Below are 24,293 nucleotides of genomic sequence, written 5' to 3'. Positions count from 1 at the left end.
CTCGCCCGCCACGGGTGGGGTCAGACTTTGACGGCCTGCAGCTCTTCAAGCAAGTCCAGCAGTTGGTCCAGCTTCTCGCGGCCCATCTGTGCCTCGATATTGCTGGAAATCGCCAAAGACGTGGCAAGGTTGTCTTCCAGAACCGCGCGGCCCGCATCGGTGATGCGAACCATAGTGCGGCGCTTGTCTTCGTTGTCCTGGCGACGGGTGATCTGGCCCTCGGCCTCCATCGTGCGCAGAATGCGGGTGAGGCTGGGCAGCAGCAGGCAGGCCTCGTGGGCGATGGCGCTTTGTTCAATCTCGCCCAACTCGTCCAGAACCCTCAGGATGCGCCACTTTTGTTCAGTTAGCTGAATGTCATGCAGCATATCCCGGATTGGTGCCATGACGGTTTCCCGTGCGCGCAACAGTGCAATCGGAAGAGATCGGGAAGTTCTTTTTGTGTGGCTTTGGGTTGTCATGCGGCCTTCTAAAGCGCCATTTCCGAAATTGCAAAGATTAACAAGGCAAGTTCTTGACAGTGTGATTGCAAAATAGTAAACATGTTAAGCAATAAGGGAGGGCACATGCCACATTTTCACGTCGAATATTCCGGGAACCTGGAGGACAAGGTCGACATGGGTGGCCTGTGCGAGTGCATTCGGGCCACGGCTGCCGAGATCGATACCTTCCCGATGCCGGGCATTCGCGTCCGTGCCGTTCGGGTAAATCACTATGCCATTGCAGACGGCAATCCGGCGCATGGCTTCATCGATATCTCGATCCGTCTGCGCGCCGGTCGGTCCGACGACGTTAAGCAAGACGCCACGCAGCGCATTTTCGAAGCGGTCAGAACGTATCTGGCCCCCGCCTTCCTACACCATTCCATCGCACTCTCGCTTGAGATGCGCGACATCGACCCCAAGCTTTCGCCCAAGACCGGCACAATCCGCGATCACCTTGGCGCGACCACGCAGGAGACCTGAACCATGAGCGCATTGGACACAAACATCGAAAAACTCGCGGGCTTTTTGGCGCGGTTCAAAGAAACAGGCATCAAGAACCGCATTGCGGGTGAAGACGTTGCCGGGGCCGCAGGGGTGTTTCAATCCACCTCGCCGGTCGACAAGTCCGTGATCTGCGATGTTGCCCACGGCACGGCGGATGACATCGATACCGCCGCGAAAGCGGCCCATGCGGCCTTCGCCGAATGGCGCGACATGCCCGCCACCGAGCGCCGCCGCATTCTGCTGAACGTGGCAGACGCCATCGAGGCGCGCGCCGAGGAAATCGCGCTGTGCGAATGCTGGGACACCGGCCAGACCCTGCGCTTCATGTCCAAGGCGGCCCTGCGTGGCGCAGAGAATTTTCGTTACTTCGCAGATCAGGTGGTGCAGGCGCGGGACGGTCAGCATCTGAAATCGCCGACCCTGATGAATGTCACCACCCGCGTGCCGATTGGTCCCGTGGGCGTGATCACCCCGTGGAACACGCCCTTCATGCTGTCGACCTGGAAAATTGCGCCCGCTCTGGCTGCAGGCTGCACCGTGGTTCACAAACCCGCAGAGGATTCGCCACTGTCAGCCCGCTTGCTGGTCGAAATCGCCGAAGATGCCGGTCTGCCAAAGGGTGTGCTGAACACCGTGAACGGCTTTGGCCCCGACGCGGGTAAGGCGTTGACCGAGCACCCTCTAATCAAGGCCATCGCCTTTGTTGGTGAAAGCCGCACAGGCAGTATCATCACCAAACAGGGTGCGGACACTTTGAAGCGGATGCATCTGGAGCTCGGCGGCAAGAACCCGGTTATCGTGTTCGACGATGCCGATCTGGACCGCGCATTGGATGCCGTGATCTTCATGATCTACTCGATCAATGGCGAGCGTTGCACGTCTTCCTCGCGCCTGCTGGTGCAGGACAGCATCAAGGACGCGTTCGAAGCCAAGCTGATTGAACGTGTGAACAACATCAAGGTTGGCCACCCTCTGGATCCGGCAACCGAAATCGGCCCGCTGGTGACGGAGGAGCACTACAACAAGGTCACCAGCTATTTCGGCATCGCCAAAGAGGACGGCGCGACCGTCGCTGCCGGCGGGGTGAAGTTGGGCGACGAAGGGTACTTTATCCGTCCGACGCTGTTCACCAACGCCACCAACCAGATGCGCATCGCGCGCGAGGAGATTTTTGGCCCAGTCCTGACCTCGATCCCATTCTCGACCGAGGAGGAGGCGCTGCAGATGGCCAATGATACGCCCTACGGTCTGACCGGCTATGTCTGGACCAACGACCTGACGCGGGCACTGCGCTTTACCGACAAGCTTGAGGCCGGAATGATCTGGGTAAACTCGGAAAACGTCCGCCACCTGCCTACGCCCTTTGGCGGCGTCAAGGCATCCGGCATCGGGCGCGACGGCGGCGACTGGTCGTTCGAGTTCTACATGGAGCAAAAGCATATCGGCTTTGCCACCGGTCAGCACAAGATCATGCAACTGGGCAAGCTATAACGGCCTGCCCAGACAGAACCTGGAAACGCGCGCACTTCAACATTCAGGAGGAGAAAATGGGAGAAATCGTTCTCGCAGCTAAAATGACCCATGTGCCGACCATGCTGATGTCCGAGCAGGAAGGTCCGGTCAAAGGCGCGCGTCAAGCCGCGATTGATGGCCACCGGGAGATTGCGCGGCGCGCAAAGGAGCTGGGTGCCGATACCGTGGTGATCTGCGATACGCATTGGGTTGTGAACGCGGGTTTCCACATCAACGCGAACAAGCATTTCGAGGGCCTGTTCACCTCCAACGAGTTCCCGCAATTCATCAAGGACCTGCCTTACGCATATGACGGTGATCCGGCGCTTGGGGATGCCATTGCCGATATCGCTACGAAAAAGGGCGTGCACACGCTCAGCCACCAGGTGGACAGCCTAGAGCTGGAATACGGCACTCTTGTTCCGATGCGTTTCATGAGCCGCGAGGCGGATTTCAAGGTGGTCTCGATTGCCGCCTGGTGCACCGTTCACAGCCACGATGAAAGCCGCCTTGTTGGCGAGGCCATCCGCGAGGCGGTCGAGGCCAGCGACAGCAAGGTTCTGCTGGTCGCGTCCGGATCGCTGAGCCACAAGATCTGGCCGAACAAGGATTATGCCGCAAACAATGGTACATTCACCATCAGTTCGGAATTCAACCGCCAGGTGGATCTGCATGTTCTGGATATGTGGCAGGCCGGAGATCACGCCACATTCCTGAAAATGCTGGGTGAATATGCCCATTTCTGCTGCGGCGAAGGGTCGATGCACGATACTGCCATGCTTTACGGTGCGCTGGGATGGGACACGTATGATGCAAAATGCGAGGTTGTCACCGAGTATTTCCCGTCCTCCGGAACCGGGCAAACCAATGTGATCTTCCCGGTCACCTGAACAGGCTGACAGGCGCGCATCGCATTTATGGAGAGGAGACGATCATGGGAAAGATTGTACAGGCCGCGAAGATCACGCATGTGCCAAGTATCTGGATGTCCCACACGATGCCGAAATACAAAGGCATCCGTCAACCTGCCATCGATGGCTATGCGCGCCTGCGTCAGGATGCGATCGACCGCAAGGTCGACACCTTCGTCATCTTCGACACGCATTGGATCACCAATCAGGGTTTTCACCTGAACACGAAAGAGCACCACAAGGGCCGTTTCATCAGCCACGAACTGCCGCACATGCTGGCGGATATGGAGTTCGACTATCGCGGCGATCATGAACTGGGGGAAACCATCCTTGATGTTCTGCGCGAGCGTGGTGAGCGGGCCTTGGGGCATTCGCACCCCGATATGGGCATGGAATACGGCACCTTGCTGCCGATGCACTTTATCAATGACGGCGTGAATGCGCGGGTTCTGCCCGTGGCAGTCAATCAGTTCTCGTCGATTGCCGAAAACCGGGTTTGGGGTGAGGCGATTGCCGAAGCCGTCACGCGCTCGGAACGGAACGTCTCGATTCTGGCCTCGGGGTCGCTGAGCCATGACTTCACGCCCAATGAACGCTCGGTCGATGGTCTGGACTCGGTGAACGGAGAGTTCAACCGACAGATGGACATGCGCGTGCTGGATCTGTGGGAGCAGGGCCGTTTTGAAGAGTTCCTCGAACTTCTGCCCGACTACGCCAAGAAATGCGCCGGCGAATGTGCCATGAACGATACCGCCTTGCTGTTCGGCGCCCTTGGATGGGGCAGCTACAAGGGCAAGATCGATATCTACACCCCGTATTTTGGAAGCTCCGGAACGGGTCAGGTCAATATCAGCTTCTCGGTCTAAGGCCGGAAACACAGGAAAATTCGAATGACTGAACTGCGTCTCAAAGATCCCAGCCTGCTTGCCGAAATGGCTCGGGTCGGGTCCAGATGGGTGGATGCCACCGAGGCTGAAAGCGCGATTGACGTAACCAACCCGGCCACGGGTGAACTGATCGGCCGAGTGCCCAATCTGGGTGCTGCGGAAACGGCGGAGGCGATTGCAGATGCGCAGCGTGCCCAGAAAGATTGGGCCAAACGCACCGCGAAAGAGCGCAGCCAGATTCTGCGTCGCTGGTATGATCTGATGATGGAAAATCAGGATGATCTGGGTGCAATCCTGACCGCCGAACAGGGAAAGCCACTGGCCGAGGCCAAAGGTGAGATCGCTTATGGCGCCAGTTTCATAGAGTGGTTCGCCGAAGAGGCGCGCCGTGCTTACGGTGATGTCACGCCCGGTCATGCGCCGGACAAGCGGATCATCACGGTCAAACAGCCCATCGGTGTTGTGGCCGCGATTACGCCTTGGAATTTTCCCAATGCCATGATCACCCGCAAGGCCGGTCCGGCCTTTGCTGCGGGCTGTTCGATGGTGCTGAAACCCGCAAGCCAAACTCCATTCTCGGCCATTGCGCTGGCGGTTCTGGCTGAACGTGCGGGGCTGCCTGCAGGTCTGTTTTCGGTCCTCACCGGTTCGGCGCGCGCTATTGGCGGCGAGATGACGTCGAGCCCGATCGTGCAGAAACTGACTTTCACCGGGTCGACCGAGATCGGCGCGATGCTTTATGCGCAATGTGCCCCGACGATCAAGAAACTGGGGCTGGAGCTGGGCGGCAACGCGCCGTTCATCGTGTTCGACGATGCCGACCTGGATGCCGCCGTCGAAGGGGCCGTGATCGCCAAGTTCCGCAACAATGGCCAGACCTGCGTTTGCGCAAACCGAATCTATGTACAGGCGGGAGTCTATGATGCCTTCGCGGAGAAACTGGCGGCCAAGGTCGCGACCCTGCCGACCGGCAACGGGTTTGACGAAGGCATCATCTTTGGCCCGCTGATCGATCAGGCCGCCGTCGACAAGGTGGCCGAACATGTTGAAGATGCGACCTCGAAAGGGGCCAAGGTGGCGCTGGGCGGCAAGCTCCACGAGCTTGGTGGCACTTTCTTTGAACCCACCATCCTGACCGGCGTGACCTCGGACATGGCGGTGGCGACCGAGGAGACCTTTGGCCCTGTTGCGCCCTTGTTCAAGTTCGATACCGAACGCGAAGTCGTAGCTGCTGCCAATGATACCGAGTTCGGGCTTGCCTCGTATTTCTATTCCCGGGATATGGCCCGCGTCTGGCGTGTGTCCGAGGGGCTTGAATATGGCATGGTTGGCGTCAACACCGGCCTGATCTCGACCGCCGAAGCTCCATTTGGTGGCGTTAAGATGTCGGGTCTGGGGCGCGAAGGGTCCCGTCATGGGCTCGATGATTTCATGGAACTCAAATACATCTGCATGGGTGGCATCGACGCCGCCGAGGAGGCCTGATGCGCTTTGCGACTTACTCTGCCAACGGAGAAACCTTTTTTGGCGCAATCACGGATGCCGGCGCCATCGCGCTGAATAGCGAATTTCCCTACTACGGCACCCTTTTCGAGGTGATTGCCGCCGGGGCGTTTGACGATCTGGTCAAAGCCGCAGAGGGCAAAGCGGTGACCCATACCGACTTTACCTACGAGATGGTGATGCCGGATGCGCGTCGCATCCTGTGTGTCGGGGTGAACTTTCCTGACCGCAACGCGGAATACAAGGATGGCAGCGCGCAGCCGAAATACATGTCGCTGTTCCCGCGTTTTGCCAGCGGTTTCACCGGTCATGACCGCCCGCTGATCCGCCCACCGGAAAACCATACGCTGGATTACGAAGGTGAAGTGGCCATTGTCATCGGCAAGGCTGGGCGCCGGATATCGCAAGAGAACGCCTATGACCACATCGCGGCCCTGACCCTGTGCAACGAAGGCACGATCCGCGACTGGGTGCGCCACGCCAAGTTCAACGTCACCCAGGGCAAGAACTGGGACAACTCGGGTGCCATCGGTCCGTGGCTTGTGCCCTTTACGGACGCGGCGCAACTGGATGACGCCCGCATTCAGACCCATGTGAATGGCGAGCTGCGTCAGGACGATACTCTTAACCGCATGATGTTCCCGATCCGGCGCGAGATCGAGTATATCTCGACCTTCATGACCCTGCAGCCGGGCGATATCATCGTCACCGGAACGCCGACCGGGGCAGGGGCGCGGTTTGATCCCCCGAAATATCTGGCGCCCGGTGACGTGGTTGAGGTCTCGGTCGAAGGCATCGGCACGTTACGCAACACGGTTGAGGACGAACAGCCATGACCCCCGAGGATCATACACGCGCCGCCGCTGATCTGCTGCAGGCAGAACGTACGCGTGAGCAGATTGGTCTGCTGACGCTGCGCCATCCCGAGATGGGGATGGACGACGCCTATGAGGTGCAAAACGCCATCTATCGCCAGAAACTGGCCGAGGGGCGCAAGGTGATCGGCTGGAAGATCGGACTGACCTCGAAAGCCATGCAATACGCGCTGAACATCGACATCCCAGACAGCGGCATCCTGTTTGATGACATGGCCTTTGAAAATGGTGGAACGGTTCCGGCGGGCCGCTTTATCCAGCCGCGGATCGAAGCCGAGATTGCCTTTGTGATGAAATCTGCGGTTGGCGGCGAAAACGTCACCCGCGACGATATCATTGCCGCCACGGACTACGTCACGCCCTCAATCGAAGTCCTCGACACCCGTATTCAGCGGGTTGACCCCGTGTCCGGAAAAGCGCGCACGGTGTTCGACACGATCAGCGACAATGCGGCTAATGCGGGCATCGTGCTAGGGGCAGACCGGCACGCGGTCGACACCTTTGACCTGCGCTGGGTCGGTGCTTTGACCTTCCGCAATGGCGAGATCGAGGAAACCGGTCTGGGTGCGGGTGTGCTGAACGATCCGGTCGAAAGCGTTGTCTGGCTGGCCCGTCGAATGGCGCAATACGGCCAAAGCATTGAACCCGGTCAGATCATCCTGTCCGGCAGCTTTATCCGCCCGGTCGAGTGCCCATCGGGAACAGAGATCCATGCCGATTTCGGGTCGTTCGGCTCGGTCGATATCAATTTCGCCTGAAAGGAGCGCCGCACATGCCTGCACCGAAGAATACGTTCAAAGCCGCTCTCAAGGCCGGACAACCGCAGATCGGGTGCTGGATAGGGATGGCCAACGCCTATACGGCTGAGATCGCAGCAACTGCGCAGTTCGACTGGCTGCTGGTCGACGGTGAGCACGCGCCGAACGATCTGCGCTCGATCCTTGAACAGGTGCAGGTGATCGAAGGGTCGGGCAGCACTCCGGTTGCGCGCCTGCCGATTGGCGAGACCTGGATGATCAAGCAGTATCTGGACGCAGGGGTGCAGAACCTTCTGGTGCCCATGGTTGAAAGCGGCGATCAGGCGCGTGAACTGATGCGGGCGGTGCAATACCCACCTCATGGCGTGCGGGGCGTGGGCTCGGCGCTGGCCCGGGCTTCGCGTTTTGCGGCGATTCCGGATTATCTGAAAACGGCGGATGAACAGATTTGTCTGCTGGTGCAGGTGGAAAATCAAAAGGGTTTGGCGGCGCTGGACGATATTCTGGCGACCGATGTGGATGGGGTGTTTATCGGCCCATCCGATCTGGCTGCCGATATGGGCCACATCGGCAATGCCGGTCACCCCGACGTGGTCGCGGCCGTGCTGGACGCGCTGACCCGCATCGTGGCGGCGGGCAAGGCGGCGGGTATCCTGACCCTTGATCCAGAGATGCAGCGCAAATGCCTGGATATCGGGGCCAGCTTTGTGGCCACCAATATCGACGTCACATTGTTTGCAACAGCGATGCGTAACGCTGCCAAAGCCGGGCTAAGTTTGCTGCCGGATCAGACCGCCTCGGGCGTTGCGGAAACCGCTGCGGCCAGTAAATACTTGCAGCAACTTTGCAAACACTGGTCGCACAAGGCCGAGGTTTTCTTTGACGAAACGAAAGGCAGTGTGGCCTTCCCGGATGGCGACAGTGTGACCCTTGAAGCGAATGACGGCAGCCTGACAATTACCGCCTCGACCGGTCCGCGCGGGGATTTGGCGCGCTGGAAAGACGTGATCGAAGCCCATCTGGTGCGCTTTGCCTTTCGCGAAGAGTTTCGCATCGATTGGTCCGAGTAAGAGCGCCTGAAAAATGCCAGAACCTATCTATGCCACCGGCGGTATCCGCGGTCAGTTGCACACGTTGGAAGACGCGCTGGCACGCATTGAAAACGATGGCGGGTCCGATGCCCAAATCGTCTTTACCGGTGACTACACCGATCGTGGCGCCCATAGTCGCGAGGTTCTGGACCTTCTGTGAAGGGGCAGTCCGACGGCAAAAACTGGACGTTTTTGCGCGGCAACCACGACCAGACGTGCGCAATGTTTCTTGAGGACTATCCGCGAAACGATGCACGCCTGCTGGTCGGGCAAGGGGCTCCGAAAAATCGACCGTAGCCTTGAGATCAAACTTGTCCAGCTCGGACTTCAGCGTCGACACATTTCGCCGAGTGTAAGAGCGGTCGATTGTGGCGCCCCCTGCATGGCCAGCAATTGCTTGGCGACGGTTTTCAGGTATACCGGCGCCCTCGAGCGCGCTGCTCATTTTCTTTCTCAACGCGTAAAAGTCTTCGCTCCAATCCGCAATGCCGAGGTGCTTAGGCTCAGGACTCATAGCCAATAGATGATGAGAGAAGCGGGTGCGATTGCGGACGGGAAGACCTTGGGGCATCGGTCATATCGGGTTGCGACACGCCGCTGAGCCTGCCGAACATGATCTCAATCCGGTTACGCCGTTTGTTTCGGCGTGTGTCGTACTTCACGGTTGTCTTTTGTTGCTTTCGACCTGGGATGCAGGCGCGCATACTTTTGTCTTTTAACGCATCTCGGAACCAGTCGGCGTCGTAGCCACGATCCCCAAGCAACCAGTCGATTCTTGGCAAGCTGCTCAGTGGCGCGCGCGCCGATGTAATCACTGACCTGCCCGGCGGTCACAAACAAGTTCAGCGGTCGGCCATGGCTATCACAGATGGCATGCAGCTTTGTGTTCTTACCGCCCTTGGTTGGGCCGATCAGGCGCCCATAGCTCGCATGGCATGTGTTACACTCTGTGTCACAGTTTCTGAGGACTGTGACACACGGCGTGTCAGGGGCAGGTTCCGCCCTTTGATTTCATTGGATTTTGGGAAATTCATGGCTGGGGTGGTAGGATTCGAACCTACGATACACGGTACCAAAAACCGCTGCCTTACCACTTGGCTACACCCCAACGGTGAGCGGCTATCTACGATTGTTGTTCGGAGGGTTCAAGAGGCTTTGAGCGAAAAACTTCAGCTTGGAGTAAAAATAATTTGGACCGAGTTCCTGGTGGCTCGAAGCTCCGAATTTACGCCCGCCGGTCAACTGTACGATTTAACGTATCGTTGGCGCGAATGACCACAACTGGGTAAGGTCTTGGCAGGGTAAGTCGAAGCGTCAACCGCTTGTTCTTTGCGGCTACCAAGGATCTGGTGGCGGATTGCGTGGGCGCGCGCAAACCATCCGGTATTGAAAGTGACTTTCACTTGCAGGATATCCGGTTAATGTGCTGAAAAATATTCGAAAAATTCAAGGCCAGCGGTTGCGTCAGATATCAGGGAAACTTAGCTGTATTATTGACCCCGGCACTGCCCTTGAAACAGGAGATGAAGATGAAGTTGAACCCGAATGTCGCAGAAGCGTTGAATCGTCAGATCAACAATGAACTTCACGCATCCTATACATACCTTGCCATGGCCGCGTATTTCGAATCCGAGGACCTGCCCGGATTCGCGCAGTGGTTTCGTGGTCACTCGGCCGAAGAGGGCACGCACGCCATGCGCATTTTCGACTTTGTGGCCCAGCGTGGTGGGAGAATCGAAATTGACGGGATTTCCAAACCCAAGACGGACTATGCCTCACCGGTTGAGGCTTTGGAATACGCGCTGGCGAACGAAGTAACGGTGACCGGTCAGATCAATGCGCTGTTCGAGCTGGCCCATGAGGTCAAGGAATACAGCACTCAGAACATGCTGAACTGGTTTCTTGCCGAACAGAACGAGGAAGAAGACCTGTTTAGCAAAATCCTCGACCAGACCAAAGCGGCCAACGGCGATCGCTGGAACCTGCTGTTGCTGGACAAGGAAATGGGCACGCGCACTGCCGAGAGTGCGTAACAATCATATTGTTCAGGCGGGGCGGCAGGAACGTCCTGCTATTCGCGAACCTCGGCGGGATCAACACCCCAGAGGTTCGATTTCTGCGCCCATCCACGGTAACCACCGGCCGAGATGTGGCACCAGTCCAGGCTGCAACTGCCCAGGCGGGCTACCACGCCAGATTCGAATTTTGCACTGACCTGAGAATTGGGGTCGGGGCTGGTATAGACGGACAGCAGTTCAGATTCGATCAGCACCGTGCGCGCACCGGACAGCAGGGCATAGTGGACCCAACCACCGGCTCCGTCGCGGTCCTGAACCCGGCGCCAGTTGCCGTATTCAGCCGTGATTTGCAGCGGCATTCCGCGCCGTTTGAACACCCAGTCGATTCGATGGGTCAGCGACGGACCGCGGCGTACGTTGCCCTCGGCGGCTTTCATCGAAACATATCGCGGCAGGGGCAGGTTGGTGACGGGGCCACGCTTGTCCTCTGCGCTGGCGGTCAGAGTCCCCAGCGTGACCAGAAATGCGGAAGTGACCACCAGAAGGCGGCGTTTTACTGGTAGAAAACCACTCACTGACTGTCTGCTCTTGTACCTGTTGATCGGGTTTCGAAAAAAGGTCGTCTCAATGCGTTGGGGTTCTTGTGCCCCGCCTTATCCTGCGCCACGATGCCATGGCGCGCGAGTGATTGCAAAGCGATGGGAGGGCGAAGGTGCCAAGAGAACGTCTGAGTGTTGTCGTTACGCGACGGTTGCCCGAGGCGGTGGAAACCAGGCTGAGCGAGTTGTTCGATGTGCAGTTGCGCGACGATGACACGCCCATGACGCGTGAAGAATTGGTCGCAGCGGTGCAAAGCGCGGATGTCCTTGTGCCCACGGTGACGGATGCCATTGATGGCGGGTTGCTGGGGCAGGCGGGTGACAAGCTGCGCCTGATTGCCAATTACGGGGCCGGGGTCGACAATATCGATGTGGCCACGGCCCGGCAGCGGGGCATTCTTGTTTCGAACACGCCGGGCGTGCTGACCGATGATACCGCGGACATGACCATGGCGCTGATCCTCTCGGTCACCCGCCGAATCCCCGAGGGGCTATCGGTCATGCAAAAAGGCGACTGGGAGGGCTGGGCCCCGACCGCGTTGCTGGGTGGCCGGATCGGCGGACGCCGCCTTGGCATTCTGGGTATGGGGCGGATCGGCCAGGCCGTGGCCCGCCGCGCCTCGGCTTTCGGGATGCAGGTGCATTATCACAACCGTCGCCGGTTGCGCCCCGAGATCGAACAGGAGCTTGAGGCGACCTATTGGGAAAGCCTCGACCAGATGGTGGCGCGGATGGACGTAATCTCGATTCACTGCCCGTCTACGCCGTCGACCTTTCACCTGATGAATGCGCGGCGGCTGAAGCTGTTGAAGCCTTCGGCCGTGATCGTGAACACGTCGCGGGGCGAGGTGATCGATGAAAACGCGCTTACCCGTCAGATTCGCGGAGGTGAGATCGCCGGGGCGGGGCTGGATGTGTACGAGCATGGTACGCATGTGAACCCTCGCCTGCGGCAATTGCCGAACGTCGTCCTGTTGCCTCATATGGGGTCGGCCACATTGGAAGGGCGGATCGAGATGGGCGAGAAGGTCATCATCAATATCAAGACCTTCGAAGACGGACACCGCCCGCCGGATCAGGTGGTGCCATCCATGTTGTGACCCGTTTGCGCCGCAGGGACGACAAACGAATTTTCAGGAGGACACAATGAAACGAAATCTGATTTCGGGATTGTTTTTGACGGCGTTGATGCTGGGTGGCGCAGCGTTCGCGCAGGAGACTGCGGATGCGGTAGCACCCGAGGGGGCCTCGGACGGGCAGGTGCAGGGGCTGACTGAAGAGGTCATCGCCGCGCTTGAGGCCAAGATGGCCGGCCAGCCGGTAACTTCGCAGAACTGGATGGTTGCCGCCGCGAATCCTTTGGCGGTCGAGGCTGGGGCCAAGGTGCTGCGGGCCGGAGGGTCCGCGGCTGATGCAATGGTCGCCGTGCAGGTTGTGTTGGGGCTGGTTGAGCCGCAATCCTCGGGCCTTGGCGGCGGCGCATTTCTGGTCTGGTACGATGCTGCAACCGGTAAGCTGACCACGCTGGACGGGCGCGAGACGGCCCCGCTTGAGGCGAACCACCGCCTATTCCACGATGAAAATGGCGAGCCGCTGCAATTCTACGATGCTGTGGTCGGCGGTTTGTCCGTCGGCACACCCGGCACACCTGCTTTGCTGGCTGAGGCGCACCGGCGCTGGGGCCGCAGCCCGTGGCCCAGCCTGTTTGAGGATGGCATCACATTGGCCGATGAGGGCTTCCTTGTTTCGCCACGCTTGTCCACATTGGTCGAAGCTGATGCGGAACGTCTGTCGCGGTTCCCCGTGACCGCTGAGTATTTCCTGCCGGGCGGAGAGCCATTGCAGCAGGGTCAGCGGCTGATGAACCCGGATTACGCGGAAACGCTGCGGGTTCTGGCCAAAGAAGGCTCTGCCGGGTTCTATGGTGGTGAGATTGCGGCCGGTATCATCAGCACCGTCCGTAACGCTCCCGGTAATCCCGGTGTTCTGTCCGGCGTCGATCTGGCGCTGTATCAGGTGATCGAACGCGAGCCGGTCTGTGCCACCTATCGCGCCTATGAGGTTTGCGGCATGGGTCCGCCCTCGTCCGGGGCGCTGACGGTTGGTCAGATACTGGGAATGCTCGAAGGGTATGATCTGGCGACGATGGGGCCTGAGGACGTGCATACATGGCGTCTGATCGGCGATGCCGCGCGGTTGGCCTTTGCGGATCGCGGCCGCTACATGGCCGATCACGATTTTGTCCCGATGCCCACACAGGGCCTGGTTCATCCTGACTACCTGTCCGAGCGCGGGCAACTGCTGGGCGGCGAGGGGGCGTTGACCGAAGTCGCGCCCGGCAACCCCGAATTCGACCACGCGTCGAACTGGGCGGATGATGTCTCGCTGGAATTGCCCTCAACCTCGCATATCTCGATTGTCGATCAGTATGGCAACGTGCTGTCGATGACCACCACTATCGAGAACGGGTTCGGTTCGCGGCTGATGACCAACGGCTTCTTGCTGAACAACGAACTGACCGATTTCTCGTTCAAGACCCACAGCGACGGAGTGCCGATTGCCAACCGGTTGGAGCCGGGCAAGCGCCCGCGCTCGTCCATGAGCCCCACGATTGTGATGCAGGATGGTGCGCCGGTGCTCGCGATTGGCTCGCCCGGTGGTAGCCGAATCATCGGCTACGTGGCCAAGTCGATTATTGCCTGGGCCGATTGGGATATGGATGTGCAGCAGGCGCTGACGCTGCCGCATCTGGTCAACCGCTTTGGCACCTATGATGTGGAACAGGGCACAGCCGCTGAAGGTTATGCTGATGCGCTGATCGAGCTGGGGTTCGAGGTCAACCCGCGTGACCTGACATCGGGCCTGCACGCGATTGAGATTGGCGATGTTCTGGTCGGTGGCGCAGACCCGCGCCGCGAAGGCATCGCGCTGGGCGAATAAGAGAGGTTCTTCATGGTGCAGGCAGTAACGTTGCCCCGAAACGACGCCGGGATTGAGACAGCTGTCGGCATTCTGAAGCAGAAGTTCGGCGATCGTCTGCAGACCGGTCAGGCGATCCGCGAACAGCACGGCCACACGACCACATGGATCGAAAACCAGTCTCCGGACGCGGTGGTTTTTCCGCATTCGACCGCAGAGGTGTCCGAGATCGTCAAGACCTGCGCCCTGCACAAGGTGCCGGTGATCCCTTTCGGAACCGGCACCTCGCTGGAGGGGCATGTGAACGCTCCGGCCGGTGGTATCTCGGTGGACCTGACCCAGATGAACAAAGTGCTGGCGGTTCATGCGGGTGATCTGGATTGCGTCGTTCAGCCCGGTGTCACGCGCGAGGACCTGAACACCCATCTGCGCGATCAAGGCCTGTTCTTTCCCATCGACCCCGGTGCCAATGCCTCGCTGGGTGGAATGGCGGCGACGCGGGCCTCGGGCACCAATGCAGTGCGCTATGGCACGATGAAGGACAATATCCTCAGTCTGGAAGCGGTGATGCCGGACGGGCAGATCATCCGCACCGGGCACCGGGCCAAGAAATCCTCGGCCGGGTACGACCTGACCCGCCTGCTGATCGGTGCCGAGGGCACGCTGGGTATCATTACAGAACTCACCCTGCGCCTGCAGGGCATCCCCGAGGCGATCACTTCAGCCCGCTGTTCCTTTCCAACGGTCGATGCCGCCTGTCAGGCGGTGATGATGACGATCCAGTATGGCGTTCCCATGGCGCGGATCGAACTGTTGGATGAACTGTCGGTCAAAGCCGCTAACGCCTATTCCGGTCTGGACCTGCCAGAAACGCCGCTGTTGCTGCTGGAATTTCACGGATCTGAGGCCGGTGCGGTCGAGCAGGCCGAGACATTCGGTCAGATCGCCGAAGAGTTCGGTGGCGCGGATTTCGCCGCCACTTCGACCACGGAAGAGCGTAACAAGCTGTGGCAGGCGCGGCACGACATGTACTGGGCCAGCCTGCAACTGCGTCCCGGTGCGCGTGGCATTTCCACCGATGTCTGTGTTCCCATCTCGCGTTTGGCGGAGTGCGTTGCGGCCGCGCAACAAAAGGCGCAGAATCTTGGCCTGTTGGCTCCGATTGTCGGGCATGTGGGAGACGGGAACTTTCACACTCTGCTGCTGATCGATATGGAAAACGCGGATGAGGTCGCCAAGGCCGATGGCTTTGTCGGCTGGCTGAACGATCTGGCGATCTCGATGGAGGGGACCTGTACCGGTGAACATGGAATCGGACAGGGCAAGCGGCCCTATCTGGTCAAGGAACTGGGGCCAGCAGTCAGCTATATGAGTGCGATAAAGATGGCGTTGGACCCGGATAACATCATGAATCCGGGTAAAATTCTGCCGCTCGCATAGCTGTGGTTCACGCCGAATTTCCGGCGCCTCAGCCATAAGACCGCCCTATTTTGGTTCTATCTTTCGCGAAAACGAGCAGTGATTGATTTCGGATATTCAGATGGACGGTTTGCGGGTTTTGGGGTTCGTGATGATCATAGTCTTGGTCATCATCGGTCTGGACTATTATCAACAGGACAAAAAACACGAAGGCACCTTATCCGCCAATGGCTATGTGGACACGATCAAGCATCGCTTTGCGAAGCAGCAGGTCGAGCGTGACGCCAAAGCCGCCGAGCGGGAACGCGAGAAGCTGTGGAAAGCGGGCGCAAAACCCTATCTTCCCGCTTCCACCAAAAGATGGTCTCGGTTCGAATTGACGGATGCTGATAACGAAGCTGTTGCGACTGCGATCTCAAAATATGACATGACGCCTCTGGTCAGTTCCATTTCGAACACGGCGGAACTGATGAGCCTGCGCAACAGTGGCAAAGACGGCATTCTGCGCAAGCTCAGCAAGACGGGTGCAGTCTATGGACAAGGTGAGGAAATCGCCTGGCTTGATATCAGCCTGAAACCGGAATCGGCGCGCAATACGCTGGCCGGAATTGCTCTGTCCCGTCAGCAGAATTTCATGGATCATGCCGTGATCAAGAAAGGGTTCGCCGTTATCGATGGTGTCGCTTTCATTGAGGTTACCCAGGACACGACATCTCCGACCGAGGCGCTCGCATACCGTAAGATCACTGGGCGGATCGGGATCGATGAAGAGGTTGTGCTCCGATTGCACACCAATGCCAGCGACGCCTCGATCCGGGAGCTTTTGGGCGCGGTAGACTATGCGGCCCTCAACGCTTTGCTGACTTATCCTTCTCCTGTTGTCGGGCAGGGGATATCGGTGACACTGGCCAGACAGCCGGAGGTCGCCGAGAAAATGGACCGTCTGTATTCCAAAATGAAGATGGTTCAGGAAAAGACAACCAACGAAAAGCTGAAGAATCTGGATTTCGCCGCAGTAATGGTGAACACGATGACAGCGTCGGGGTTCAACAGCGAAGGCCTGATGGACATCACCGGCGGAGAGGTCTTCGAAAATCAGGACGTCCTGCAAATCGGGTATGGCCGGGCGCAGAAGTTGCTGCTGGACTCGGATATACGTCGTGCGGCGTTGGAGTACGGGGCTGAAACGGACACCGCGCTCGTGAATGATGCGATCGAACTGGATGCCGCAGCAAATGATAGCGCCCCCGAACAAGACGCGCCGGGCTTTTTTGATCGGCTGAAAGACAAGCTGCCGGCTTTTGATGCGTCGGAACCCAAGCCAGCCGCTGCAAAACCTGCAACAAACAATCAGCCGGTGCGCGTGCACAAAGGCGGGGTGGGTAGCGGTTGTGCCAAGGTCGGCAGCATCAAGCGGTGTTCGGTCGCCGGGCAATAGGGGCAAAAAACGACGAATCCGGTGGTCATCAGCGGCAGCGGGGTCGTTTTCCTTCTCTCACTGGTCGGATGAATGTCGCGCCGATGGTATCTATTGCGCCATATGGTTCCAACAGATTCCAAGGAGAGACGTCCGGTTATGAAAACCCAAGTCAAAGCACTGGTCGTTGGCGGCGGCGCCGTCGGGACCTCGATTGCCTATCACCTGGCCAAAGCGGGCTGGGACGATGTGATGTTGATCGAACGGGACGAGCTGACGTCCGGGTCCACCTGGCACGCAGCGGGCCTGTTGCCGCTGTTCAACATGTCCTATGCGACAACCCACATCCACAAATACTCGGTCGACTTCTACAAGACGCTTGAGGAAGAGACCGGCCTGAACGCGGGTTTCGCCGTGGTCGGCAACCTGCGCATGGCGCAGACGCAAGAGCGTATGGACGAATACATGCTGTATGCGTCCACAGCCGAGACCTGTGACGTGGCCTATGAATGGCTGACGCCTGAGCAGATCAAGGAACGCTGGCCGCTGATCGAAACTTCGGACCTGAAGGGTGCGATCTACCACACCGAGGACGGCTACATTAACCCTGCCGACGTGACCCAGGCGATGGCCAAGGGTGCCCGCCAGCGTGGCGTAGACATCGTCCGCAAGATGCAGGCCGATGCCTTCCACTGGAACGGCACACACTGGGAAGTCACCTGCACCAAGATGGTCGAAAAAGGCGGCAACCTCGTTCCGTCAGATGAGCAGGTGGTTATCACCGCCGAGCATGTCGTGACCGCATCGGGCAACCATGCGCAGCGCACCGCCAAGATGCTGGGCATCAAAATGCCCGCGATCCCGGTTGAGCACACCTTTATCGTCATGGACAAAGACCCCGAGCTGGTCAAATGGCGTGAAGCGGGCAACCCCGAGCACCCCGTTGTGCGTGACGCTGACAACGAATCTTATGCACGTGAAGAGCGTGGCGGCTGGATTTTGGGTATTTACGAACACGGCGCGCCCGCGCAGTTCGAACACGGCGTGCCGGACAGCTTCCGCGCGGACCTGTTCCCGCTGGATCTGGACCGGATTGCCGATCAATACATGGCGATGGCAGAGCGTGTGCCGTCCTGCGCCGAATCCGGCCTGAAAGACGATTTCAACGGCCCGATCTGCTATACCCCCGACGGCAACCCGCTGGTTGGTCCGGCTCCGGGCCTGCGCAACATGTGGCTGGCCGAAGGTTTCAGCTTCGGTATCACTGCTGCTGGCGGCACCGGTTACTATCTGGCCCAGATGATGGTCGATGGCGAAGCCGAGATCGACATGGCCTCGCTGGACCCCAAACGCTACAGCAGCAACTGGATGACCACCGAGTTCGCGGCGCGCAAGAACGAAGAGTGCTATGAGCACGTCTACATCCTGCACCACCCGGATGAAGAGCGCGCAGCTTGTCGTCCGCTGCGGACCGTTCCGGCTTATGACCGTCAGAAAGCGCGCGGCGCACAGTTTGGTTGGGTTAACGGTTGGGAACGCCCCAACTACTTTGGCCCGACCGATGCGCCTGAGAACTTCGACGAGGAAAGCCGTTCCTTCCGCCGTGGTAACTGGTGGCAGTACGCCGTCGAAGAAGCCAAAGCGATCCGCGAAGGCGTTGGCCTGATCGACGCCTCGGCCTTCACCAAGCATGTCGTCAAAGGCCCCGGTGCAACCCAGTTCCTGGATTGGTTCACCTGCAACAAGCTGCCCAAGGTCGGTCGTATCAACCTGACCTACGCGCTGACATCGAATGGCACCACTCGCACCGAATACACCATCGTCCGCAATGGCGAGAACAACTACTACATCGTCTCTGCTGGTGCCTGGACCGAGTACGACGCCGACTACCTGCGTAAGGCGGCCGAGGACAAGATGGAGGAGTTCGGCTACATCGAGATCCAGGACGTGACCACCCAGTGGGGCGTCTTTGCCATCGCCGGACCCAAGTCGCGTGACGTTCTGAAAGAGGTCATCAACGACGCCGATCCGGAAACCGCGCTGTCCAACAAGCGCTTCCCGTGGCTGTCGGCCCGTCAGATCGAACTGGGTATGTGCCCGGTCAACGCGATCCGCGTGGCCTATACCGGTGAGCTGGGCTGGGAACTGCACCACCCGATCGAGATGCAGAACTACCTGTTCGACCTGCTGGAAAAAGCCGGTGAGAAGCACGGTATGAAGCTTGTCGGAGCACGTGCCCAGAACTGGCTGCGTCAGGAGAAATCCTATCGCGCGTTCGGCACCGAACTGGGCCGCGACGCGACCCCGCTGGAAGCCGACCTGCCGCGTTTTGTCGACCTGTCGAAAGACTTCTACGGTAAGGCCAAGCTGGAAGAGACCGGCGTGCGCGTCAAATGCTGCACTCTGCTGATCGACGGACCGGACGATGCCGACCCGTGGGGCCGCGAGGCGCTGTATACACCGGAAGGTGAGCGCGTGGGTCGTCTGACCTCGGGCGGCTACTCGGTGGCGTTCGAGAAATCCATCGGCATGGGCTACGTGAAGCCCGAGCTGGCGCTCGAAGGCACCAAGCTGCAGGTCAAAATTCAGGACAAGTTGTGGGATGCGGTCGTCACCTGCGACAGCCCCTACGATCCGAAGAACGAGACCATCCGAAAGGACGGCTAAACAAACAAAGGCCCCGGATAAGCCCGGGGTCTTTTGCTTTCGGGATCAGGCACTCAGTTCATCGTAGCATTCCAACGCCTTGGCGGCATACATCATCGACGGGCCGCCGCCCATCTGTACGGCCATTGCCAGCACATCGGAAAACTCCTCTCGCGTTGCGCCCGCCTTGACCAGCGCTTCGGTATGAAGCGTGATGCAGGGTTCGCACCGGATCGCGATGGACATGCCCAAGGCGATGAACTCCTTGGTCTTGTAGTCCAGCGTTCCACCCTGTTTGACCGCAGCGCTCAGCGCTCCGAATGCGCGGGCGGCGTCGGGTATCGCACCGTTGAGGTTGCGCAGACCATTGCGCGTGTCTTTGATCTTGTTCTGCCAGCTCATGTCATTATTCCATCTAACATTAGATAAATGGAATATGTTGTAGAGCGCTCAGCCTAGCCTTGATTTTGATCAGGTGCCGGAATTTTCCACGACGAATGCCAGATTGTTGGCGGGCATCTCGACAATCTTAAGGACGGTCAGGTTCTGGACGGCCATCCAGGCGGCGATATCTTCGTCGTTCTCGTAGCCGATTTCGGCATCCTGCTGGACCAGCGCGTCATGGAACCTTTTGTCGCCGTCGCTCGTCAGCTGGCCCGAGCGCTTGAATGGCCCGTAGAGGATGAACCTTCCCCCAGGGGCCAGCGCCTGCGCGGCTTCGGCAATCAGCACCTGTGTTTCCGCCCAGCTGATCAGATGCACCAGATTGATCAGGATGATCAGGTTCTGGCCGGTGAATGCCTTATGCCAGCCTTGCGCCGTCGCGTCCAGCGCGACGGCGTCGGCGACGTTGTGCAGGTCGGCGGCATAAGCGTCGATGCTGGCGCGCCGGTCGGGTTCCACCTCAGTCGGTTGCCAATGCAGGTCGGGAAAGCATTGCGCAAAGGCGCGGACATGTTGGCCGGTACCGCTTGCAATCTCAAGCGCCTGACCGGTCGTTGGGGCCCATTGCAACAGCAGTTCACACAGCGCCTCGGCGTTGCGGGTCGCCGCGGGTGCAACCAGTCGTCCGTCCTGTCCTTCGGTGGCGACGCTGGCATTGGAAGGCAGGGATCGTTTGGTCATCAGCGCAACCTTTCCGGGCTGAGGGCCGCAATCGTTTCTGCGTCCAGTTCCGGCGTCGCACCGATCACGAGGTCTGCCACCAGTTGCGACGCGGCGGGAGAGGACTGGAACCCATACCCGCCCTGACCTGCGGCCCAGATGAATGTCGGATCAGCCGGGTCCGGCCCCAGTACAAGGGTTCCATCGGGCGCAAAACTGCGCAACCCCGCCCAGTTTGTTTCCACCCGCGTGACCGGTTCGGTGACCATCTCTTCGTACCGGGCCAGACCTTCGGCCAGTACCATATCGTCAGCATAAGCATCATGCGGTGACACCGGCTCGGCCTCGGACGGAGAGACCAGCAGCTTGCCCGCATCAGGCTTGGCATACCACGTCTCACCCACGCCCAGCATCATGGGCCATCCCCGAACGTCATGCCCGCCCGGCGCAGGCAGGCGCGCCATCGACCTGCGTTTCGGAACAATCCCAATCGGGGCCATCCCGGCCATTGCGGCGACCTCGTCCACCCAGGCGCCTGCTGCATTGATCAGAGTGCGGGCTTTGTAGAGGCCTCCGGCCTCGACAATCCAATGAGGGTTCTTGCGGATGGCGGTAACCTTGGCCTTGGTCAGAACCTCGCCACCATTGCCGCGGATGACACGGGCAAAATCCTGCAGCAACCTGTCCGTGTCGATGTCAAACGCTGCATTGCTGATCGCGGCAAAACCCAGCGTCTCGGGGTTCAGGATCGGCACGCGGGCCTGCGCGTCGTCCGTGGAGATGATCTGCAGGTTCAGATCTGCCACGTCCCGTTCGAACGCGCCACCCTGACCCTTGCGCCCCACCAGCATCAATCCACGTGGCGTCAGATACCCACCGTTTTCGGTGTGCATGAATTCGGCGCTGGCCTTGTTTAGCGCCACAACTGACGGCGGGCCATAGCTTTCTTCGAACAACGCGGCCGAGCGGCCCGAGGCGTGATAGCCTATCGCATCCTCGGCTTCGAGCACGGTGACCTTCCCGTGCTGCGACAGCCGCGCCCCAGTGCTGAGCCCCGCGATACCGCCGCCGACAATCAGAAAATCAATCATTTTCACCCTTCCGGTCACCTACTGTGTGCTAGGGACGTAAACGCCTGCAAACATTAAGCAGGCTTGAATTTATGCATCAACCCATCCAAACAAGGATCAAACAGAAACAGGAGGGCAGGGTGAGTACCGCAGATTTACACCCGATGGCCACGGGACATATTCCATCCTACGTGACCCAGGCGGACGGCAGTGATTTTCTTTTAACGTTCATGTTCGTTTTTACCGTTGTCGTCATCATTCTGATCGGCGTGGGATATTTCACCCTGCATTCGATCCCCGAAAAGATCGCGCATGAATCCAATCACCCGCAGTTTCAGTTGGTCGGCATTCTGGCCCTGTTGGCGCTGTTTACCCATAACGGTCTTTTCTGGGTTGCCGCCATTTTGGTGGCCGGGTTCCAGTTCCCCGATGTCGCTGCCCCGCTGAGGGCCATTGCCGACGCGATCCGATCTTTGGGCAAACAGGAACCGCCCGAGTCCGCCCCGGCCCAGCCGATCGAACCCGCCGCGCAGCAGGAGCAGTAAGATATGCTTGAGACATTGATGTGCGCGCTGATAACGGTGCTGCCCGACTATCTTTTCCGCCGGTTTGTTCAGGGTAAGCGGATCGGCCACGAGATCACCCTGTTCACCATGTGGTACGAACTGCGCTGGGGCCTGACCACCTGTGCCATTCTGGCGCTGACGGTAATCACCACGCTGTTTTATTTCCACCCGGCCAGCAAGACGGCCGCATCGTATTTCCGTACGGTGACGATCCTGCCGCAGCTGGGTGGTCGCGTGTCCGAGGTGTATGTCTCCAACAACCAGCAGGTCGTGGCAGGCCAGCCGATCTTTCGGATCGAGGATTTCACCCAGACCGCCATGGTCGAGGCCGCCCATGCTCAGATCGCGCAGGTTCAGGCCTCGTTGAAAGTGGCGGAAACCGATCTGGCCGAAGCCGAAGCCGGTATTGCTGGGGCTCGCGCCTCGCTGGATCAGTCGCTTGAGGATTTGGAGCGCAACACCACACTGCGCGACGAAGGGTCCAGCGCTGTAAGACTGGCCGAGATTGATCGGCTGGAAAACCTGGTGGCAGAACGAGAGGCGCAACTGAGGGCTGCAGAGGCGCAGCGTGCCGCTGTCGTTCAACAGATCGAGGAGTTGATCCCCGCGCAACTGGTCAGCGCCAATGCGCAGCTGGATGCGGCATTGACCGAGCTGGACAAGACTGTGATTAGCGCTGGCGTAACGGGCCGGGTTGAACAATTCGGCCTTCAGGTAGGCGACTATGTCAGCCCGCTATTGCGTCCGGCCGGCATACTGGTTCCGTCAAGTTCGGGCCATAACCGGTTTCAGGCCGCGTTCAACCAAATGTCGGCGCAGGTGATCAAGCCTGGCATGATCGGCGAGTTGGGTTGCATGACCAAGCCCTTCACCGTAATCCCGATGGTCGTGGTCGAGGTTCAGGATGTGATCCCCTCCGGGCAAATCCGCCCAACGGATGAGCTGCGGGATGTGCAGGTCAATACCAATCCGGGGTCAATCCTGGTGTATATGGAGCCGCTCTATAAGGGTATGTCCGATGACATCCCGCCGGGCAGCAATTGTCTGGCCAATGTGTACACCGACAATCACGAACGGCTGGAGCACGAGGATCTGGGCTTTTGGCAATCCGCTGCCCTGCATGTGATCGACACGATCGGTGTGGTTCATGCGGCGGGCCTGCGCTTGCGCCTGATCCTGATGCCGGTGAATACGCTGGTTTTGACGGGGCACTGAATTCAACGTCCCAAAGCCTTGGTTACTACGGCGGGTCAATCGGCTGATGAATTGACCCGCCGGCAACTGGGTATCGAAACGCCCGTAGTTTTGGTTGTTTGCTGGCCGATGCGGTCGGGTCGCTGGAAAGGTTGACAACACAGTGGATGTTCGTCGCGGTTGCAGCACTGGTTATCGTTGACGGCAGCTATGCGGACTTTGCGGACGTCACAATTCAGTTCAAGCCGGTGCCCGGAGCATTGGAAACAAGGGCGGTGCTTCACCGGTTTCAATTACTCCAATCTGCTCGAAACCGAAACGCCGATAAAGCGATAGGTTCGCCGGGTTCGTAGATTCCAGATATGCGGGCTTCCGGTTGGCGTCGCATTGTTGGAGCGATGCCTTCAGTAGAGCTGTCCCCAAGCCTTTGCCCTGGCAGGAAGGGTCGACAGCGATGAATGCCAGATGCCAGCATGGTTCTGAGGGATGAAAACTGTCCATCTGTTCGAATGTCGCAAACAGTGCAGCGTGTTTTTCCGAGGGGACCGTATCCTTAAAGCATGCCAGAAGCTTATCTTCGTCTGGATGCACAGCAGGCGGCAGCCATAAGGCACCCGCAGTGAAATCGTCGTTGCGATATGCGGCTCCACGGTCGAGAGCGCGGCCGCCGAAATAATTCATTACCTGCGGAAAATGCTTCAGGAAGGCATCGGGTTCTGGGTAGAGCCAACGCATGAAGGGATCAGCTGCGAAGCCCAACGTTAGCCCACTGAGCACCTCGTCTTCTTCTGACCGATTGGCAAGCTTGAACATGG

At 59.1% G+C, this 24,293-nt stretch carries 23 protein-coding genes, 1 tRNA gene and 1 pseudogene; 17 read left to right on the top strand and 8 right to left on the bottom strand.

Going from position 1 to position 24,293, the window contains the following annotated elements:
* Positions 1 to 20 precede the first annotated feature (20 nt).
* Positions 21 to 461 (bottom strand): homoprotocatechuate degradation operon regulator HpaR, encoded by a 441-nt coding sequence (gene hpaR / locus ACR0KW_RS05865; RefSeq protein ID WP_170328672.1) that lies wholly within the window; start codon positions 459 to 461, stop codon positions 21 to 23.
* A gap of 105 nt (positions 462 to 566) precedes the next feature.
* On the opposite strand from hpaR, the gene ACR0KW_RS05860 reads away from it, so the two are divergent.
* Genes ACR0KW_RS05860 through ACR0KW_RS05820 form a run of 9 tightly spaced genes read left to right on the top strand, consistent with a single transcriptional unit; the run spans position 567 to position 8,686 of the window.
* Positions 567 to 965, top strand: a complete 399-nt coding sequence (locus ACR0KW_RS05860) for a 5-carboxymethyl-2-hydroxymuconate Delta-isomerase (protein WP_480804145.1) — start codon at positions 567 to 569, stop codon at positions 963 to 965.
* Between the two features lie 3 nt (positions 966 to 968).
* Entirely contained in the window at positions 969 to 2,480 is a 1,512-nt protein-coding gene (gene hpaE, locus ACR0KW_RS05855; RefSeq protein ID WP_480804144.1) for a 5-carboxymethyl-2-hydroxymuconate semialdehyde dehydrogenase, read from the top strand.
* A 56-nt stretch (positions 2,481 to 2,536) separates the two neighbouring features.
* Entirely contained in the window at positions 2,537 to 3,391 is an 855-nt protein-coding gene (gene hpaD, locus ACR0KW_RS05850; protein WP_480804143.1) for a 3,4-dihydroxyphenylacetate 2,3-dioxygenase, read from the top strand.
* A 44-nt stretch (positions 3,392 to 3,435) separates the two neighbouring features.
* Entirely contained in the window at positions 3,436 to 4,278 is an 843-nt protein-coding gene (hpaD, locus tag ACR0KW_RS05845) for a 3,4-dihydroxyphenylacetate 2,3-dioxygenase (protein WP_480804142.1), read from the top strand.
* A gap of 24 nt (positions 4,279 to 4,302) precedes the next feature.
* Entirely contained in the window at positions 4,303 to 5,784 is a 1,482-nt protein-coding gene (locus ACR0KW_RS05840) for an NAD-dependent succinate-semialdehyde dehydrogenase (protein ID WP_480804141.1), read from the top strand.
* Entirely contained in the window at positions 5,784 to 6,638 is an 855-nt protein-coding gene (locus ACR0KW_RS05835; RefSeq protein WP_480804140.1) for a fumarylacetoacetate hydrolase family protein, read from the top strand. The genes ACR0KW_RS05840 and ACR0KW_RS05835 overlap by 1 nt, the downstream gene beginning before the upstream one ends.
* Entirely contained in the window at positions 6,635 to 7,435 is an 801-nt protein-coding gene (hpaH, locus tag ACR0KW_RS05830) for a 2-oxo-hept-4-ene-1,7-dioate hydratase (RefSeq protein ID WP_480804139.1), read from the top strand. The genes ACR0KW_RS05835 and hpaH overlap by 4 nt, the downstream gene beginning before the upstream one ends.
* A 14-nt stretch (positions 7,436 to 7,449) precedes the next feature.
* Positions 7,450 to 8,505: an aldolase/citrate lyase family protein gene (locus ACR0KW_RS05825; RefSeq protein ID WP_480804138.1), complete on the top strand. Its 1,056-nt coding sequence runs from the start codon at positions 7,450 to 7,452 to the stop codon at positions 8,503 to 8,505.
* Between the two features lie 13 nt (positions 8,506 to 8,518).
* On the top strand, positions 8,519 to 8,686 hold the full coding sequence (locus ACR0KW_RS05820) for a metallophosphoesterase (protein ID WP_480804137.1): 168 nt from the start codon (positions 8,519 to 8,521) through the stop codon (positions 8,684 to 8,686).
* A gap of 350 nt (positions 8,687 to 9,036) precedes the next feature.
* On the opposite strand, the pseudogene ACR0KW_RS05815 reads toward ACR0KW_RS05820, so the two are convergent.
* A pseudogene (locus ACR0KW_RS05815) lies at positions 9,037 to 9,447 on the bottom strand (IS5 family transposase); the annotation flags it as partial.
* A gap of 112 nt (positions 9,448 to 9,559) precedes the next feature.
* Positions 9,560 to 9,634: transfer RNA gene (locus ACR0KW_RS05810), tRNA-Gln, on the bottom strand.
* Positions 9,635 to 10,055: 421 nt separating this feature from the next.
* Here ACR0KW_RS05810 and ACR0KW_RS05805 point away from each other — a divergent pair.
* Entirely contained in the window at positions 10,056 to 10,559 is a 504-nt protein-coding gene (locus ACR0KW_RS05805; RefSeq protein WP_170326003.1) for a ferritin, read from the top strand.
* Positions 10,560 to 10,597: 38 nt separating this feature from the next.
* Here ACR0KW_RS05805 and ACR0KW_RS05800 read toward each other — a convergent pair whose 3' ends face one another.
* Positions 10,598 to 11,119 (bottom strand): SH3 domain-containing protein, encoded by a 522-nt coding sequence (locus tag ACR0KW_RS05800; RefSeq protein WP_480804136.1) that lies wholly within the window; start codon positions 11,117 to 11,119, stop codon positions 10,598 to 10,600.
* Between the two features lie 137 nt (positions 11,120 to 11,256).
* Between ACR0KW_RS05800 and ACR0KW_RS05795 the strand changes: the two genes are divergently transcribed.
* The 5 genes from ACR0KW_RS05795 (at position 11,257) to ACR0KW_RS05775 (ending at position 19,565) form a co-directional block, all read left to right on the top strand.
* A complete protein-coding gene (locus tag ACR0KW_RS05795; protein WP_480804135.1) occupies positions 11,257 to 12,243 on the top strand; it encodes a 2-hydroxyacid dehydrogenase in 987 nt (328 codons plus the stop codon).
* A gap of 46 nt (positions 12,244 to 12,289) precedes the next feature.
* Positions 12,290 to 14,083 (top strand): gamma-glutamyltransferase, encoded by a 1,794-nt coding sequence (gene ggt, locus ACR0KW_RS05790; protein ID WP_480804134.1) that lies wholly within the window; start codon positions 12,290 to 12,292, stop codon positions 14,081 to 14,083.
* Positions 14,084 to 14,095: 12 nt separating this feature from the next.
* On the top strand, positions 14,096 to 15,502 hold the full coding sequence (locus tag ACR0KW_RS05785) for an FAD-binding oxidoreductase (protein WP_480804133.1): 1,407 nt from the start codon (positions 14,096 to 14,098) through the stop codon (positions 15,500 to 15,502).
* A gap of 100 nt (positions 15,503 to 15,602) precedes the next feature.
* Positions 15,603 to 16,919: a hypothetical protein gene (locus tag ACR0KW_RS05780; protein WP_480804132.1), complete on the top strand. Its 1,317-nt coding sequence runs from the start codon at positions 15,603 to 15,605 to the stop codon at positions 16,917 to 16,919.
* A gap of 138 nt (positions 16,920 to 17,057) precedes the next feature.
* Positions 17,058 to 19,565, top strand: coding sequence for a GcvT family protein (locus ACR0KW_RS05775; protein ID WP_480804131.1), 2,508 nt, complete (start codon positions 17,058 to 17,060; stop codon positions 19,563 to 19,565).
* A 45-nt stretch (positions 19,566 to 19,610) separates the two neighbouring features.
* Here ACR0KW_RS05775 and ACR0KW_RS05770 read toward each other — a convergent pair whose 3' ends face one another.
* The 3 genes from ACR0KW_RS05770 to ACR0KW_RS05760 all read right to left on the bottom strand — a co-directional run bounded on the left by ACR0KW_RS05770 (position 19,611) and on the right by ACR0KW_RS05760 (position 21,739).
* Entirely contained in the window at positions 19,611 to 19,946 is a 336-nt protein-coding gene (locus ACR0KW_RS05770) for a carboxymuconolactone decarboxylase family protein (protein ID WP_480804130.1), read from the bottom strand.
* Between the two features lie 69 nt (positions 19,947 to 20,015).
* The gene (locus tag ACR0KW_RS05765) at positions 20,016 to 20,669 is read right to left on the bottom strand and encodes a DUF938 domain-containing protein (RefSeq protein ID WP_480804129.1); all 654 of its coding nucleotides are present in this window, start codon (positions 20,667 to 20,669) and stop codon (positions 20,016 to 20,018) included.
* Complete coding sequence (locus tag ACR0KW_RS05760) at positions 20,669 to 21,739, bottom strand: NAD(P)/FAD-dependent oxidoreductase (RefSeq protein WP_480804128.1); 1,071 nt, start codon at positions 21,737 to 21,739, stop codon at positions 20,669 to 20,671. Before ACR0KW_RS05760 ends, ACR0KW_RS05765 begins: the two co-directional genes overlap by 1 nt.
* 119 nt (positions 21,740 to 21,858) lie before the next feature.
* Here ACR0KW_RS05760 and ACR0KW_RS05755 point away from each other — a divergent pair, with 119 nt between their 5' ends.
* Both ACR0KW_RS05755 and ACR0KW_RS05750 read left to right on the top strand, forming a co-directional pair.
* Positions 21,859 to 22,263 carry a hypothetical protein gene (locus ACR0KW_RS05755; RefSeq protein ID WP_480804127.1) on the top strand — a complete coding sequence of 135 codons (405 nt, stop codon included), beginning with the start codon at positions 21,859 to 21,861 and terminating at the stop codon, positions 22,261 to 22,263.
* 3 nt (positions 22,264 to 22,266) lie between these two features.
* On the top strand, positions 22,267 to 23,499 hold the full coding sequence (locus tag ACR0KW_RS05750) for an HlyD family secretion protein (RefSeq protein WP_480804126.1): 1,233 nt from the start codon (positions 22,267 to 22,269) through the stop codon (positions 23,497 to 23,499).
* Positions 23,500 to 23,718: 219 nt separating this feature from the next.
* On the opposite strand, the gene ACR0KW_RS05745 is transcribed toward ACR0KW_RS05750, so the two are convergent.
* Positions 23,719 to 24,291: a GNAT family N-acetyltransferase gene (locus ACR0KW_RS05745; protein ID WP_480804125.1), complete on the bottom strand. Its 573-nt coding sequence runs from the start codon at positions 24,289 to 24,291 to the stop codon at positions 23,719 to 23,721.
* Positions 24,292 to 24,293: the final 2 nt, after the last annotated feature.

Source organism: Ruegeria sp. CG11 (genome assembly GCF_056537245.1).
Note: the sequence above shows the minus strand (reverse complement) of the source record. Positions and strands in the feature narration are given on the sequence as shown.